Here is a 15416-nt window from a genome sequence, read left to right as displayed (position 1 = left end):
GATCCAGCGCCACCGCCACATCGAAAGTGGCCTTGGCGACATCTACTCCTACGATTTCTTCCATTGCCTTGCCCTCAAATCAGTCACTTGGACCATCGATACTCGTCCAGCTGATCCTTAGGTGTGCAGGCTCACGCGCGGGGCGGGCCGAGGATACCGTTCAAGCTCGCGGACGAGAGGAAAGTGGAGCCGGGGTGCGCATCTACGTAACAGGCTCGAAGCCAAAGGAGCGCAACCGCATCACCCGGTTCCGCCGATGATCAGTCGGGGATGTTTAGCCTAGACAGGCCTTACATCAAGACCTAAGGAGCGCACCCTGTGCGCGACCGTCATGCACGGATTCAATCGCCAGGCGTCCCTGCTACGTCCTTCGCCCTCTGGACAGAGATCGGGAAAGAGGCCAAAACTCCGAAACCACGCTCTGACACACCACATCGCGAGCCCCGTCCCCTCACCCCAGCCCTCTCCCCGAGGGGGAGAGGGAGCAAAGCATCTCTGCGAACCGGGCATCACCCGATCGCCGAACTTCCGGCCTTTTCCTTGTAATACGGATTGCGCCCGCCGCTGTGGTCGGTCGCATCGCGCACCGCGGTGATTTCCGGGACGCGCTCGCGCAGCGTCTTCTCTACGCCGTTCTTGAGCGTGACGTCCACCATGCTGCAGCCGTGGCAGCCGCCGCCGAACTGGAGCAACACCGCGCCATCCGAAGTGACCTCGAGCAGGCTCACGCGCCCGCCATGCGAGGCGATCCGCGGATTGATCTCCGCTTCGAGCACATAGCGCACCCGCTCGATCAAGCCTGCATCCGCACCGGGAATCTCCCCTTTGATGCGCGGCGCGCGGATGTTGAGCTGGCCACCCGTCGGATTGGCCTCGTAGTCGATGCTCGCGCCATCCAGCCAGCGTGCGCTCCCGCCTTCCAGGTAAAAATTGAACCCCTCGCACTCGACCAGCCACTCGTTGCCGCTGAGGTCCCGTGGCTCGCAGAACTCCAGCTCGCAGTTGGCCGCGGGCGTGCCGGGCGCCGTCACGCGCAGCAGAATGCCGAGCTCATCGCCCTGCTGGGCGAGCAAACGGCGGAAATGCTGCTGCGCGCGGTCGGAAATATCGATCATGGAACGGACTCTCCAGCGCCGGTGGGGACGGCCGGCGGAAACAGCACCATTTTAGTCCTGTTTCACGCAAAAGTCCGGTCGCTCGCTCGTTGCGCAGCCCGCTCGCGAGCGATGCTCCTTGCCGCTGAACGCCCGAACGCTGCCGAGCGAGTTCGGGCGAGTCTGTCTTTGACTTTTCGCCCCGCAACTCCGACGCTTCGCCTTTTCCATGGCCGGAGCCCGCAATGAACCGCAACGACCTCGCCAACCAGCACTGCCAGCCTCGCAAGGGCAAGGAAAACGCGATCGCACCGGACCAGGTGCAGGAACTGCTGGCGCAACTACCCGGCTGGGAACTGGCAAACGACGGCAAGGCCATCGTCAAGGACTTCCGCTTCGACGACTTCCACCGCACGCTGGGTTTCATCAACGCGGTCGGTTTCATGGCCAACCGCGAGGATCACCACCCCGACCTCGAGGCCGGCTACGGGCACTGCCAGGTGCTGTGGTCCACCCACGACGTGGGCGGCCTTTCGCTCAACGATTTTGTTTGCGCGGCCCGGGTCGAGGCGCTGCTGGCCTGAGCCAGCGGTTGCTTTTTCCTTTATCCCCAAGGACATCGAGGAAATTCTTCAAGTCATCTGGTAGCGGTGCGGAGAAGCCATACGCACGCCCCTCCAGTTCGAAGCCCATGTGCGCGGCGTGCAGGAACAGCCGCTGCAGGCCCTTCTCGCGGAAGCGCTTGTTGGCCTCGCGATCGCCGTACTTGGTATCCCCGGCCAGCGGATGGCCGATGTGGGCAGCATGCACGCGGATCTGGTGGGTGCGCCCGGTGCCCAGCGTCGCCTGCATCAGGCGGGCGCCGGTGAGCTGCTCCATCTCGCGGAAAAAAGTCAATGACGGCTTGCCGCTATCGGACACTCTTACCATCCGTTCTCCGCCCTGCAGCACCGACTTCAACAGCGGCGCGTTGACGTCGAAGCGCGCCTTGGGCGGGTGGCCGACCATCAGGCAGAGGTACTGCTTGGTCACCTGACCGGCGCGGATCGCCGCCTGCAGCCCAGTCAGCCCGGCGCGGGTCTTGGCGAACACCAGCACGCCGCTGGTGTCACGATCGAGCCGGTGGACCAGTTCCAGGTGCTGGTCCGGGCGCGCGGCGCGCAGCAGTTCGATGGCGCCGTGGCTGACGCCCGAACCGCCGTGGCTGGCGATGCCGGACGGCTTGTCGATCGCCAGGAAATGCTTGTCCTCGAAGATGACCGCTTCGGCGACCGCAGCCACCATGTCGGCAGACGGGCCCCGGTCAGGCACTTTTTCGGCCGTACGCACGGGAGGGATGCGTAGCGTATCGCCCGCATTGAGACGCGTGTCCGGCTTGGCCCGCTTGCCGTTGACGCGCACCTGCCCGGTGCGCAGCAGACGATAGATCATGCTCTTGGGCACGCCCTTGAGCAGAGTCATCAAGGCGTTGTCGATCCGTTGGCCGTCGCGTTCGGGGCCGATATCGACTTGACGCACACCTTGAGGTGCGTCATGGGAAGTTACCGTCTGCATTGAAAAAAACCTGGGGTAATAGGATACTCGGCGGGCGCTTTATGTCCCCCTTCGAGTTCGTTCGTGGCGGGGACGCCCGTCCGCGACCAAAGGCGAGGATTGCGCCGGTGGCCACCCCGGCAGCCGGCCGTAAACTCCCGAGTATCGTAACGGTTCGGGATGCCGTTGTCCGCCGCCAGGGGGTGGCGAGACGGCGAAGCGCGTGCCACGAATCACCCCGGTGTCGGACGATGCCGGTTTTATTTGCCGCCACCCGCAGCGGCGCGATCCCGGCAGGCAGCCTGAGTTAGGCGCCACCGTGGCACGCGACGCGCGGCCAGGCCGAAGGAAGAAAACTACAATGAAGCGCATGTTGATCAACGCAACTCAGCGTGAAGAGTTGCGCGTGGCCATCGTCGATGGCCAGACGCTGTACGACCTCGATATCGAGATCCCCTCCCGCGAGCAGAAAAAGGCCAATATCTACAAGGGCCGCATCACCCGCGTCGAGCAATCCCTGGAAGCCTGCTTCGTCGATTACGGCGCCGAGCGCCACGGTTTCCTGCCGCTGAAGGAAATCGCCGACCAGTACTTCACCCCGGGGCTGAACCCGAACAAGTCCAGCATCCGCGAGCTGCTGAAGGAAGGCCAGGAACTGGTCGTCCAGGTCGAGAAGGAAGAGCGCGGCAACAAGGGCGCGGCGCTGACCACGTTCATCTCGCTGGCCGGCCGCTACATGGTGCTGATGCCGAACAACCCCAAGGCTGGCGGTGTCTCTCGCCGGATCGAAGGCGAGGATCGGCAGGCCCTGAAGGAAGCGCTCGACCATCTCACCGTTCCCGAAGACGTCGGCCTGATCGTGCGCACCGCCGGCATGGGCCGCGACGCCGAAGAGCTGCAGTGGGACCTGGACTACCTGCTGACCCTGTGGCGCTCGATTTCCGAGGCGGCGGCCAAGCAGAAGGCGCCGTTCCTGATCTACCAGGAATCCAAGCTCTTCATCCGCGCCCTGCGCGATTACCTGCGCAACGACATCGGCGAGATCCTCATCGACGAGGAATCGCTGTACAACGACGCCCGCGAGTTCATGCAGCAGGTGATGCCCAACGCCCTGCGCAAGCTCAAGCTGTACAAGGACGACACCCCGCTGTTCTCGCGCTACCAGATCGAGACGCAGATCGAGAGCGCGTTCGACCGCCAGGTGCGCCTGCCCTCCGGCGGCTCGATCGTGATCGACCAGACCGAAGCGCTGACCGCGATCGACATCAACTCCTCCAAGGCCACCAAGGGCTCGGACATCGAGGAGACCGCGTTCAATACCAATTGCGAGGCCGCGGTCGAGATCGCCCGCCAGTTGCGCATCCGTGACGCCGGCGGCCTGATCGTGATCGACTTCATCGACATGGACAGCCCGCGCCACCAGCGCGAGGTCGAGGAAAAGCTCAAGGACGCGCTCAAGCTCGATCGCGCCCGCGTCCAGATTGGACGCATCAGCCGCTTCGGCCTGCTGGAGATGTCGCGTCAGCGCCTGCGTCCGAGCCTGGGTGAAGCGACCCAGGTCGTCTGCCCGCGGTGCGAGGGCCACGGCCACATCCGCGGCATCGAATCGCTGGCACTTTCGACCCTTCGCCTGATCGAAGAGCACGCCATGAAGGACAACACCGGCCAGGTGCTGGTGCAGGCGCCGCCGACGGTGGCCAACTTCATGCTCAACGAGAAGCGCGCCAGCGTGGTCGAGATCGAACTGCGCAACAAGGTGCACGTGGTCATCGTCGCCGACGACAAGCTCGAAACCCCGCACATCGAGATCCAGCGGATCAAGGAAGCGGACATGGGCGAGCACAGCAAGCCCAGCTACGAGCGCCTGACGGCCGTCGAGGCCGCGCCGATCCCGAAGATGGGCCAGGCCCTGGGCAGTTCCGAGCAGCCAGCGGTCAGCGGCATCGTGCCGTCTACGCCGGCGCCGGTGCGCGAGGAAGCGCCGGCCGCCGCGCCCGCCCCCGTCGCAGCGCATCAGCGTCCGCGTCCGGCCAGTGCGCCCGCCCCGCAGGGCGGCGTGATCTCGCGCCTGCTCGGCTGGTTCCGCAGTGCCGCCGCGCCGGCTCCCGAGAAGCCCCGCGAACGCACCCAGTCCGCACAGCCGGTCGCCGCCCGCCAGGGGCGCCGTGACGAGCGCAACCGTCCGCAGCAGCAGGGCCAGAGCGGCCAGCGCGCCGGACGTCGCGAACAGACCCAATCGCAGCAACAGCCAAAGGCCGGCTCGGGCAGGAACAACAACCCGCGCCAGCGCGGCAACGCCGAGGCCGGCACACGCCAGTCGCAGCCGCAGGCCCGCGAGCAGCAGCCGCGCCAGCCTAAGCCAGCTGCCGCCCCGTCGGCCGGCACCGAAAGCCAGGAGCCGCGCAAGCAGGCGCAGGCCCGCCCGGAACGCGCACCGCGTCCGCCGCAGGCGGAACAGCCGGCAGCGGCCCCCACTCCGGCGTCAGTCAGCGAGCCGGTGAAGGACATCGAAGCGCCCGTCTCCGCGCAGATCGAGGGCGGCACCGTCGCGCCCGAGGCCAAGCCCGAAACCGAAGGCAGCCAGCCGCGCCGCCGTCGTGGCCGTCGCGGCGGTCGTCGCCGTCGCCGCCACGAGGACGGGACGGTCGCCCAGGATGGCACGCCGAACCAGCTCGACGAGCTGGACGATGAGGATCGCGAGGGCGACGAGTCCGCCGCACCGTCGCGCCAGGCGGATCGCGCACCGTCGAGTGCTCCGGTCGTCGTCCCCGCCGTCGTGGCCGCCACGGCAGCCGTGCCCGCCAGCGTGGCGCAGGAGCCGGCCCAGGCCCAGGCTGAGGTCGTGCCGACAGCGTCGCCCCAGGCCGAGCCCTCGGCCGGCGAACCGCAGGTGCCGGAGGCCATGAGCCCCGCGCCGGCGCCGACGACGTTCAATCTGCCGCCGCTCCCGCCGATTCCGGCCGCAACCGAGGCCGGGGAACCCACATCCGCCGCCGTGACGCCTGAGACCGTGACGCCAGAGGTTGCGGCCCCCGTAGCTGCTGCTGCGTCGGTGGAAGAGCCCGCGTCCGAGGCTCCGCTGGCCGCCTCCACGCGGGATCCGGCACAGGAATCGCCGATCACGCCGGTCGCCGCAGACGAGCCCGCCGCAGAGCCGCAGACCCCGGTCAGCGAGGAAACCGGGCAAGCGCCGGCAGCCTCCGAATCGCCGGTACCGCTACCCAAGCAGGGCGACCTGCTCGCCCATTCGCCGTCCCATCCGGTGACCGCCGCCTCCTCATCTACGGAAGCGACGCAGGAACCGGCGCCGTCCGATGATGAGCGTCCGCCCAGGGATACCGCCCAGGGCTGAGGCATCGCCCAACCGAGCAAAAAAAAGCCGGACGGATGTCCGGCTTTTTTTACCTGCGAGCTCCGCTCAGCGAACCCATCCTCGCCACCGGACATGGGGGTCGCACGCAGGTGCGTTCCAACACACGGGTGGGATGGCCATGCCTGCCTGCAGGCCGGGGGTTGCGCTTGAGCCTCAGCCCACCTGGTTGGGTGCGTCCAGCAGCCCGTGCACCGTCATCAAGTGTGCCAGGCCGATGACGTGCTCTACCTGCAGCTTCTCCATCAGGCGCTGCTTGTATGTGGAGACGGTCTTGGGGCTCAGGTTGAGCTGGTCGCCGATCACCGTCAGCGGCTTGCCGCGGACCAACATCATGGCGACCTCGAGCTCGCGACTGGACAGCGCGTCGAACGGCGAGCCGCTGTTGCCGTCGAGCGTGGCCAAGGCCAGCTGCTGGGCCACCGCCGGCGCCAGATAACGACGCCCGCTGGCCACCTGGCGCACGGCCACCAGCAGCTCGTCTGCCGAGCAACCCTTGGTGAGATAGCCCAACGCACCCGCGTCGAGCAGGCGCTTTGGAAAGCGCGCATCGTCGACCACGGTAATGATGATGATGTGGGTGTTGAGCTTGGCGCGGATCACCCGCTCGGTCAGCTCGATGCCGCTCATCCCGGGCATGTGTACGTCGACCAACGCCACGTCCGGCGCCAGCGAGCGGATCAGCCGCAGGCCCTCTTCCGCCGTCCCTGCCTCGCCCTTGATGCGTACGTCCGGCTGCTGCTGCAGGATCATGCGAAAGCCGGTACGTACCAGTTCGTGATCGTCCACGAGCACGATGTTGATCACTTCAAGCCCTCCTTGGGAATAGTCAACGAAAAGTAGGTGGCTGCTCCCCGCAATGCAAGCGTTCGCGCGCCACACCAACAAAAAACCCGCCGTACGGCGGGTTTTCCGGGAGCGGAGATGACAACCGCTTCGTTGTTGGTGCCCAAGGGGGGACTCGAACCCCCACGCCTCTCGGCGCTACCACCTCAAGGTAGTGCGTCTACCAATTCCGCCACCTGGGCAGGTGTGTTGCCTGTTACTTCGTCGAACCCGCCGGGGCGGGAACGTCCGACTTCGCCGGAGCGCCGGCAGTCGGCACATCGCTGTTGCCCTTTGCCGGAGCCTGCGGCACGTCGCCGTTGCTCTTGGCCGGAGCCGCGGGCTGCGCATTCTGGGCGGGCGCGGGCTTCTTGGCAAGTCCGGACATCACGCCGAGATCGGCCTGCTCCGCCTGCGGCGCACCGTTGCGGCTCAGGTAGATGCCCATGCCGAGGCTCAGCAGGAAGAACAGCGTCGCCAGCACCGCGGTGGCGCGGGTGAGGAAGCTGGCCGAGCCGCGCGCACCGAAGACCGTGGCCGATGCGCCGCCGCCGAAACCGGAGCCCGCGTCGGCGCCGGCGCCGCGCTGCATCAGGATCAGCACGATCATCGCCGCGGCGATCAGGATGTAAAACACGCTGAAGATGACGAACATGTTCTGTTGGGATCCGTAGGCTTCAATGCGCTGCGGCGCAGATGCCGAGGAAATCGGTTGCGGTGAGCGAAGCACCGCCGATCAGGCCCCCATCCACGTCCGGCTGCGCGAACAATGCCGCGGCATTCGCCGCCTTGACGCTGCCGCCGTAAAGCAGCCGGGTCAGACGGGCAATCATACCATCCTCACGTTCCAGTTGGCTACGAATGAACGCGTGCGCCTGTTGTGCCTGTTCCGGCGAGGCGGTCTGGCCGGTGCCGATGGCCCATACGGGCTCGTAAGCGATCACGGCGGTGTAGAACGGCGCGATACCGCAGTGCGCGAAGACGGCGCCGAGCTGGCGCGCAAGCACCGCCTCGGTCTGGCCGCCCTGGCGCTCTTCCAGCGTTTCGCCGATGCACAGGATCGGGGTCAGCCCCGCCGCGCAGGCCGCAGCAAACTTGCGCGCCACCAGTTCGTCGCTTTCGCGGTGGTATTGGCGCCGCTCGGAATGGCCAACCAGCGCCCACTGCGCACCGACGTCGGCCAGCATTGCCGCCGATACCTCACCGGTGTAGGCGCCCTGCCCTTCGTGCTCACTGACGTCCTGGCCACCGAAACCGATGCCGCTGGCAGCGTGCTGCGCGGCCAGTTCGGCCAGGTACGGGAAAGGCGGAAACACCAGGACATCGGCATGCTCAGGACGCTGCGCGGCGATTTCCGCCACCAGGCCTTCGGCCATCGAACGGCTGCCGTGCATCTTCCAGTTACCGGCGACGAGTTTCCTGCGCATGCGATGTCATCCGACGAGAAACGGCAAGCATAGCGACCACCCTGCAGGCCGGCAAACGGGTGCTGGCTGCCAGATTCGCGCTCGGCGATCATGGCCGGACCTGCCCCCATGGAAACGCAGATGCCTGCCCTTCGTCCCTTGAGCCTGATCACTGGCGCGTCGGCTGGCATCGGCGCCGCATTCGCCCGGGAGCTGGCCGCCCGTGGGCATGACCTCGTGCTGGTGGCGCGCCGTACCGATCGCCTGCAGGCCCTCGCGGAAGACCTGCACCAGCGCCACGGCGCGCAGGCGCACGTCCTGCCCGCGGATCTGGCCGATCCGACCGCACCGCGCCAGTTGGTCGACGCCCTGCAGAAGCAGGGCCTGACGGTTGACTGGCTCGTCAACAATGCCGGCTACGGCGTGCCGGGCACGTTCGATGCCAGCGACTGGCCCGTGCACGCGGACTTCCTGCAGGTGCTGCTCAACGCGCCAACCGAGCTGGCCTGGCGCCTGCTGCCGGGGATGCGCGAGCGCGGTTACGGCCGCATCGTCAACGTGGCCTCGCTGGCCGGACACGTGCCGGGATCGGCCGGCCATACCTTGTATGCGGCCAGCAAGGCGTACCTGATCAAGTTCTCGCAATCCCTGGCGCTGGAGAACCGGCACCACGGCGTGCACGTGTGCGCGCTGTGTCCGGGCTTCACCTGGTCGGAGTTCCATGATGTGACCGGCACCCGCGCGCTGGTCGGCAAGCTGCCGCGCTTCATGTGGCAGGACGCCGATACCGTGGTACGCGAGGGCATCGAAGCGGTGGAGCGCGGCGAGCCCGTGCACGTCACCGGGCGCGTAAACCGGGCGATCAAGGCACTGGCCAAACTGACGCCCGACCGCCTCGCGCTGTGGCTATCGGCGCGCGAATCGCGGCGTTACCGTCAGCTCGATTGACGCCGATACCGTTCGACTGCGCTAACGTCACCCGCTTGCCGCACGCGAGACCGCCATGAGCCTGTTCCCGACCCAGATGCGCCCGCTTCCCTACCGCAAGCCCACCGAGGGCCGCGACTACTGGGTGATCGACGATGCGTTGTCCGACCCGATGGCGGTGCGCGAACGCTGTCTGGCGAGGACCGACTGGGAATACGGCTTTCCCACAACCGGTGAAGTCTGGCCCGGGATGCGCACCATGCCTGCGCTGGAACTGGACGAGCTCGGCGCGATCGAGGCGCAGGTGCGCCAGGCCACCGGCGCCAAAAAGTTGTGGGTCGGAGAAACGGAGGCCGGGCAGAAGCTCAACCACAACTGCGTGCAGGTGGTCGGTGCGGTCGAAGGGGCGGTCAAGCCGCACACCGATTCGCTCAACCTCTGCCGCTACGCGGCCGTGCTGTACCTCAATCCCGCGGTGCCTGACAGTTGCGGCACCAGCTTCTTCCGCCAGCGCATGCCCAATGGCCAGCTGGGCGGCAACATGGTGGCACCGCCGCATCGCAACCTGGTCGACGCGCTGGGCAACCGTTTCGTCATGCCCAACGCCTTCGTCGAGGACGTGCGCGTGGCGCACCGCTTCAACCGGCTGCTGGTCTACAAGGCCAACATCGTGCACAGCGCCAGTGCGTATTGGGGGCTGGAGGACATGGCCAGCAAGCGCATGACCGCCGTGTTTTTCTGGATGGCCTAGCGGCGAGATCCCCTGGCGAGCCTTCCCCGCCTGCAAGGAAAAGTGCCGACAGCAGCTGCTGGACGCGGTCCCCTTCACAGCGGTCGGCTTTTTCGCTGGTCGCACTTCTGGTGGCACGCGCTCCGGTTGCCCCCATCCGCCCTTCGGGCACCTTCCCCGCGCACGGGGGAAGGATTGGCATTTCAGCGCGGTCTTGTCAGATCAGCTTGATCTCGCGCAGTCGCTGCATCAGGTACTCGTGCGAGGTCAGCGAGGTGTCGTAGCGGCTCGGGTTATCGGCCGTCACGCACTCGGGCAGCGGGTCGAGCACCACGTCGGGATTCGGGTGCAGGAAGAACGGCACCGAGTAGCGTGGCTTGCGCGCGTTCTCGTTCTGCGGGTTGACCACGCGGTGCGAGGTCGACGGATAGACGTGGTTGGTCAGCCGCTGCAGCATGTCCCCGATGTTGACCACGATGGCATCGCCTTCGGTGGTGATCGGCAGCCACTCGCCCTCGCTCAGCACTTCCAGGCCCTCGGCGCTGGCGCCGACCAGCAGGGTGATGAAGTTGATGTCCTCGTGGGCGCCGGCGCGCACGTTGGGAATGTTCTCCTCGGTGATCGGCGGGTAGTGGATCGGGCGCAGGATCGAGTTGCCCTGGTCGGTCTTGTCCTCGAAATAGTTCTCCGGCAGGCCGATGTGCAGCGCCAGCGCGCGCAGCACGCGCGTGCCCAGCTGGTCCAGCGCCTCGTACAGGCCGTAGCCGCACGGTTTGAACTGCGGCACTTCTTCCGGCCACAGGTTAGGCGGCATCACGTCCGCGAACTTCGAGTCGCGCGGAATCTCGCGGCCGACGTGCCAGAACTCCTTGAGGTCCGGGAAGCGGCTGTCCTTGGCCGTTTCCACCTTGAACGGGGTGTAGCCGCGCGCACCGCCGGAACCCGGTACGTGGTACTTCATCTTGGTGTCCGCCGGCAGCGCGAAGAACTGCTCGAAGGCCTGGTAGGCGCCGTCGATGAGGTCGCGCGGGATGCCGTGCCCGCTGATGCAGCAGAAGCCGAACTGGCGGTACGCCGCGCCCAGTTCCGCGACGAAGGCGTCGCGGTCGGTGTCGTAACGGCGGATGTCGAGCGTGGGGACTTGCTTCATGGGTTTTCCGTCATGTGCACATGCGCGGCGGATTTTACGGCGTCGGCCAGCCAGCCGGCCAACTGCTGCACTTCACCCGCATCGGCACCCTCGATGGTGACCCGCACCAGCGGTTCGGTGCCGGACGCACGCAACACGACCCGCCCGCGCCCCTGCAGGGTGCGTTCGACCTCGGTCAGCGCATGGCGCACGGTATCGCTCGCCAGCGCCTCGCGAGCACCGGGTGCCCGCACGTTGACCATGACCTGCGGCAGCTTCTGCAGGCCCCGGCGAGCCAGCGCCAGGTCCTGATCCGAGGCGGCCAGGGTTTCCAGCACGGCCAGCGCGGCGATGATGCCGTCGCCGGTCGTGGCGCGGTCGAGGCACAGGATGTGGCCGGACGTCTCGCCGCCGAGCATGCCGCCGTTGGCTTTCAACTGCTGCAGCACGTAGCGGTCGCCCACGTTGGCGCGAATCAACGGCACTTCGAGCTCCGCCAGCGCCTGCTCCAGTCCGTAGTTGCTCATCAACGTGCCGACCACCGGCCCGCGCAGGCAGCCGCGCGCGAACAGGCTGCGTGCAAGCACATAGAGAATGTCGTCGCCGTCGGCAATGGTGCCGTTACGGTCGACCAGGATCACGCGGTCGCCGTCACCATCGAAGGCGATGCCTACGTCCGCGCTCTGCGCCAGCACCGCCTGTTGCAGTGCCTGCGGGTGGGTCGATCCGACGTCGCGGTTGATGTTGAAGCCATCTGGCTTGTCGCCGATGGCGGTGACGTCGGCGCCGAGTTCGGCAAATACCTTGGGCGCGACCTGGTAGGTGGCCCCGTGCGCGCAATCGAGCACGATCTTCGTGCCGCGCAGGGTGAATTCTTCCGGCACGGTCGCCTTGCAGTATTCGGCGTAGCGCGCTACCGCATCGGCCACCCGCGTCGCCTTGCCGAGCTGTTCGGAGGACACAGTGACGAACTCGGCGTCCAGTTCTTCCTCGATCGCCTGCTCGATCTCGTCGGAAAACTTCTCGCCCATCGCCGAGAAGAACTTGATGCCGTTGTCGGTATGCGGATTGTGCGAGGCGCTGATCACGATGCCGGCCGCTGCCCGCATCGAGCGGGTGAGGAAAGCCACGGCGGGCGTCGGCATCGGGCCGAGCAGGCCCACGTCCACGCCGGCGGCGACCAGGCCTGCTTCCAGCGCCGACTCGAACATGTAGCCGGACACGCGCGTGTCCTTGCCGATCAATACCGTCGGCTTGCGGGTCGACCCGCGAGCGAGCACCGCGCCAGCCGCGCGGCCCAGGCGCAGCATGAAATCGGCACTGATCGGCCATTGCCCGACCTGACCTCGGATTCCGTCGGTGCCGAAATACTTGCGTGTGCTCATCAGCTTTCCTTGTGGTGGCGCCACGGGGCGGGCGTCACCTAGATATCTCAGTCTTCGTCTGGCCAGCGTGGAGCCGGCGGACGCGTATCGCGGCGCGGCGGCGTGTCGCCTTCGCGCACCGCTCGCCAGATCGCCAGCGCATCGACGGTCTGCGCGACGTCGTGTACACGCACCATGCGCGCGCCACGCTGTACGGCGATCAACGCCGCGGCAGCCGAACCGGCCGCGCGGGCGTCGCCGGAGGGACGGCCGGTGAGCTTGCCGATCATCGACTTGCGCGACAGGCCCACGTAGACGCCCGCGCCCAGGTCGGCAAAACGTTCCAACGCACGCAGCAGCGCCAGGTTGTGCTCGAGTGTCTTGCCGAAACCGAAACCGGGGTCGACCAGCACGCGCCGCTTGTCGATCCCGGCCAGTTCGCAGGCGAACAGCCGGTCGGTGAGAAAGCGGTGGACCTCGCCGACGACGTCGTCGTATTGCGGATCGTCCTGCATGCCGCGCGGCTCGCCCTGCATGTGCATCAGGCAGATAGGCACGCGCAAGTCGGCGGCGGCATCCAGCGCACCCTCGCGGCGCAGCGCGTAGACGTCGTTGATCATGCCCGCACCCGCGGCGACCGCCGCGCGCATCACTTCGGGCTTGGAGGTGTCGATGGCGATCGGCAGCGCCGTACGTGCGGCAAGCTGCTCGATCACCGGGATGACGCGGCGGAGCTCCTCGTCGACCGGGACGTCGTGGGCACCCGGCCGGGTGGACTCGCCGCCGACATCGAGCATGTCCGCGCCCTGCTCCGCCATCGCCAGGCCATGTGCCACGGCCGCGTCGGTATCGGCAAAGGCACCGCCATCGGAGAACGAATCAGGCGTGACGTTGAGAATGCCGACCACGCGCGGGCGATCCAGCACCAGGCTGCGGCCGGCACAATCGAGCACGGTGGCAAAGGGATTGTCGAACATCGATGGTTCAGGCCTGCCCGCCCAGCGCGCCCATGTGCCGGCGGTAATAGCGCAGCTCGTCGATCGAATCGCGGATGTCGGACAAGGCAGTGTGCGCCGACTCCTTGCTCAGGCCGCGCGCGATCTGCGGCGACCACCGTCGCGAAAGCTCCTTGAGCGTGGAGACGTCGAGGTTGCGGTAGTGGAAGTGCCGCTCCAGGCGCGGCATCTGCCGGTGCAGGAAGCGCCGGTCCTGGCAGATCGAGTTGCCGCACATCGGCGACTTGCCCGGCGGCGTCCACGCCTTGAGGAATTCGAGCGTGGCCTGCTCCGCCTGGGCATGGTCGGTGGTCGAATCGAGCACCTGCTGCCACAGGCCCGACTTGCTGTGCTGGTTGCGGTTCCAGCTGTCCATCGACTCCAGCCGGTCGACCTCGTGGCGGATCGCGAAGACCGGCCCTTCGGCCAGCACGTTCAGCTCCTTGTCCGTCACGATCGTGGCGATTTCGAGGATGGAATCGTTGTCCGTATCCAGGCCGGTCATCTCCAGATCGATCCAGATCAGGTTGTCGTCGTTCGCTTGGTTCATGCATCCTCCTTGGAGCGCGCAGTCTAGCGCAGGCGCCCGCCCACGGCCCCGTGCCATGCGATGATCCAGGCCATGCAGACCTTCCTCTGGCATGACTACGAAACCTTCGGCGCCGACAGCCGGCGCGACCGACCGGCGCAGTTCGCCGGCATCCGCACCACGGCGGAGCTGGAGATCGTCGGCGAGCCGGTGATGTTCTTCGCCCGCCCGCCCCGCGACATGGCGCCGGACCCGGACGCCTGCCTGATCACCGGCATCACGCCGCAGCAGGCCGAGCGCGAGGGCGTGAGCGAGGCCGAGTTCGCCGCCCGCGTACACGAACAGCTGGGCGCACCGGGCACCTGCGGCGTGGGCTACAACTCCCTGCGCTTCGACGACGAGTTCACCCGGCAGTTGCTGTACCGCAACTTTTTCGATCCGTACGGGCGCGAATGGGAAAACGGCAACTCGCGCTGGGACCTGATCGACCTGGTACGCATGTGCCAGGCACTGCGCCCGGAAGGGATCGTCTGGCCCACCCGCGAGGACGGCACGCCCAGTTTCAGGCTCGAACACCTGGCCGCGGCCAACCACCTCAGGCAGGAGCGCGCGCACGACGCGTTGTCGGACGTCTACGCGCTGATCGACCTGGCGCGGCTGATCCGCGTGCGCCAGCCACGCCTGTGGGACTGGCATTTCGACCTGCGGCGCAAGCAGAAAGTGTTCGGCCTGCTCGACGTGGCGGGCATGACGCCGCTGGTGCACGTGTCCTCGCGCTACCCCGCCAGCCGGCATTGCCTGGCGGTGATCGCGCCGCTGGCGCCGCATCCTTCGCGGCCGGGCGAAGTGATCGTGTACGACCTGGACGCCGATCCTGAGACCTGGCTCGACCTGGACGAGGACGACATCGCCGATCGCATCTTTACCGCGCGAGCCGACCTGCCCGAGGGCGTCGAGCGCATCCCGCTGCGCACGGTGCGCGCCAACCGCGCGCCTGCGCTGGCGCCGCTGTCGGTACTGCGCGACCTCGACCATGGCCGGCTCAGGCTCGATCTGGAGCGCTGCCTTCGCCACCACGCCCGGCTGCGCACGGCCGAGGGCCTGGTCGACAAACTGCGCCGGGTGTTCGCCCGCGCCGCCGAAATGCCTGCGCCGGGGGATCCCGAACTCGCGCTTTACGGTGGCTTCCTGCCCGACGCCGACAAGCGCCTGCTGGCCGACGTGCGCGCCACGCCCCCCGAGCAGTTGGGCCGGCGCAGCTTCCCGTTCCGCGACCCGCGCTACCCGGAACTGCTGTTCCGCTACCGCGCACGCAACTGGCCCGACAGCCTGGATGCGGACGAGCAGGCGCGCTGGGAGGCCTTCCGGCTGGCGCGCCTCACGCGCCCCACCGCGCTCACCGCGCGCACGCTGGACGACTATGTCGCGCGCATCGCCACGTTGCGCCAGGAGCGGCCGGACCAGACCGCACTGCTCGACCGACTCGAGGCCTGGGGCCGCGAACTTGCTCCGAT

The 15416-nt window shown here is 67.3% G+C and carries 14 protein-coding genes and 1 tRNA gene; 5 read left to right on the top strand and 10 right to left on the bottom strand.

The features are described from left to right. Positions 1-509: 509 nt before the first annotated feature. Positions 510-1115, bottom strand: a complete 606-nt coding sequence (locus J7I44_RS02595) for an NfuA family Fe-S biogenesis protein (RefSeq protein ID WP_209615243.1) — start codon at positions 1113-1115, stop codon at positions 510-512. Between the two features lie 224 nt (positions 1116-1339). On the opposite strand from J7I44_RS02595, the gene J7I44_RS02590 reads away from it, so the two are divergent. Next, complete coding sequence (locus tag J7I44_RS02590; RefSeq protein ID WP_209615240.1) at positions 1340-1678, top strand: 4a-hydroxytetrahydrobiopterin dehydratase; 339 nt, start codon at positions 1340-1342, stop codon at positions 1676-1678. On the opposite strand, the gene J7I44_RS02585 is transcribed toward J7I44_RS02590, so the two are convergent. Beyond that, positions 1632-2648, bottom strand: a complete 1017-nt coding sequence (locus J7I44_RS02585; protein WP_245187875.1) for an RluA family pseudouridine synthase — start codon at positions 2646-2648, stop codon at positions 1632-1634. The genes J7I44_RS02590 and J7I44_RS02585 overlap by 47 nt on opposite strands. Before the next feature lie 340 nt (positions 2649-2988). Here J7I44_RS02585 and J7I44_RS02580 point away from each other — a divergent pair, with 340 nt between their 5' ends. Further along, the gene (locus J7I44_RS02580; RefSeq protein ID WP_209615233.1) at positions 2989-5979 is read left to right on the top strand and encodes an Rne/Rng family ribonuclease; all 2991 of its coding nucleotides are present in this window, start codon (positions 2989-2991) and stop codon (positions 5977-5979) included. A gap of 174 nt (positions 5980-6153) precedes the next feature. Here J7I44_RS02580 and J7I44_RS02575 read toward each other — a convergent pair whose 3' ends face one another. The 4 genes from J7I44_RS02575 to tpiA form a co-directional block, all read right to left on the bottom strand. Continuing rightward, entirely contained in the window at positions 6154-6804 is a 651-nt protein-coding gene (locus J7I44_RS02575; RefSeq protein WP_209615230.1) for a response regulator, read from the bottom strand. A 136-nt stretch (positions 6805-6940) separates the two neighbouring features. Beyond that, positions 6941-7025, bottom strand: a tRNA-Leu gene (locus J7I44_RS02570). Positions 7026-7039: 14 nt separating this feature from the next. After that, positions 7040-7477, bottom strand: a complete 438-nt coding sequence (secG, locus tag J7I44_RS02565; protein ID WP_209615226.1) for a preprotein translocase subunit SecG — start codon at positions 7475-7477, stop codon at positions 7040-7042. 22 nt (positions 7478-7499) lie between these two features. Then, positions 7500-8249 carry a triose-phosphate isomerase gene (tpiA, locus tag J7I44_RS02560; protein ID WP_209615223.1) on the bottom strand — a complete coding sequence of 250 codons (750 nt, stop codon included), beginning with the start codon at positions 8247-8249 and terminating at the stop codon, positions 7500-7502. Positions 8250-8369: 120 nt separating this feature from the next. Between tpiA and J7I44_RS02555 the strand changes: the two genes are divergently transcribed. Both J7I44_RS02555 and J7I44_RS02550 read left to right on the top strand, forming a co-directional pair. Next, positions 8370-9176 (top strand): SDR family NAD(P)-dependent oxidoreductase, encoded by an 807-nt coding sequence (locus J7I44_RS02555; protein WP_209615221.1) that lies wholly within the window; start codon positions 8370-8372, stop codon positions 9174-9176. Between the two features lie 55 nt (positions 9177-9231). Continuing rightward, positions 9232-9906, top strand: coding sequence for a DUF6445 family protein (locus J7I44_RS02550; protein ID WP_209615218.1), 675 nt, complete (start codon positions 9232-9234; stop codon positions 9904-9906). Between the two features lie 196 nt (positions 9907-10102). On the opposite strand, the gene J7I44_RS02545 is transcribed toward J7I44_RS02550, so the two are convergent. Genes J7I44_RS02545 through orn form a run of 4 tightly spaced genes read right to left on the bottom strand, consistent with a single transcriptional unit; the run spans position 10103 to position 13923 of the window. Further along, positions 10103-11035, bottom strand: coding sequence for an isopenicillin N synthase family dioxygenase (locus J7I44_RS02545; protein ID WP_209615215.1), 933 nt, complete (start codon positions 11033-11035; stop codon positions 10103-10105). Next, positions 11032-12399 (bottom strand): phosphoglucosamine mutase, encoded by a 1368-nt coding sequence (glmM, locus tag J7I44_RS02540; protein WP_209615212.1) that lies wholly within the window; start codon positions 12397-12399, stop codon positions 11032-11034. The genes J7I44_RS02545 and glmM overlap by 4 nt, the downstream gene beginning before the upstream one ends. 47 nt (positions 12400-12446) lie before the next feature. Further along, entirely contained in the window at positions 12447-13355 is a 909-nt protein-coding gene (folP, locus tag J7I44_RS02535) for a dihydropteroate synthase (protein ID WP_209615209.1), read from the bottom strand. A 7-nt stretch (positions 13356-13362) separates the two neighbouring features. Beyond that, entirely contained in the window at positions 13363-13923 is a 561-nt protein-coding gene (orn, locus tag J7I44_RS02530) for an oligoribonuclease (RefSeq protein ID WP_209615206.1), read from the bottom strand. A gap of 72 nt (positions 13924-13995) precedes the next feature. On the opposite strand from orn, the gene sbcB reads away from it, so the two are divergent. Then, on the top strand, positions 13996-15416 hold a 1421-nt coding region (gene sbcB, locus J7I44_RS02525; protein ID WP_209615202.1), incomplete at its 3' end, for an exodeoxyribonuclease I.

Origin of the sequence: Frateuria flava (genome assembly GCF_017837635.1) — a bacterium.
Classification (GTDB): Bacteria; Pseudomonadota; Gammaproteobacteria; order Xanthomonadales; family Rhodanobacteraceae; genus Frateuria_A; species Frateuria_A flava.
The sequence above is the reverse complement of the archived record's forward strand: the minus strand, read 5'-3'. Positions and strand labels throughout refer to the sequence as shown.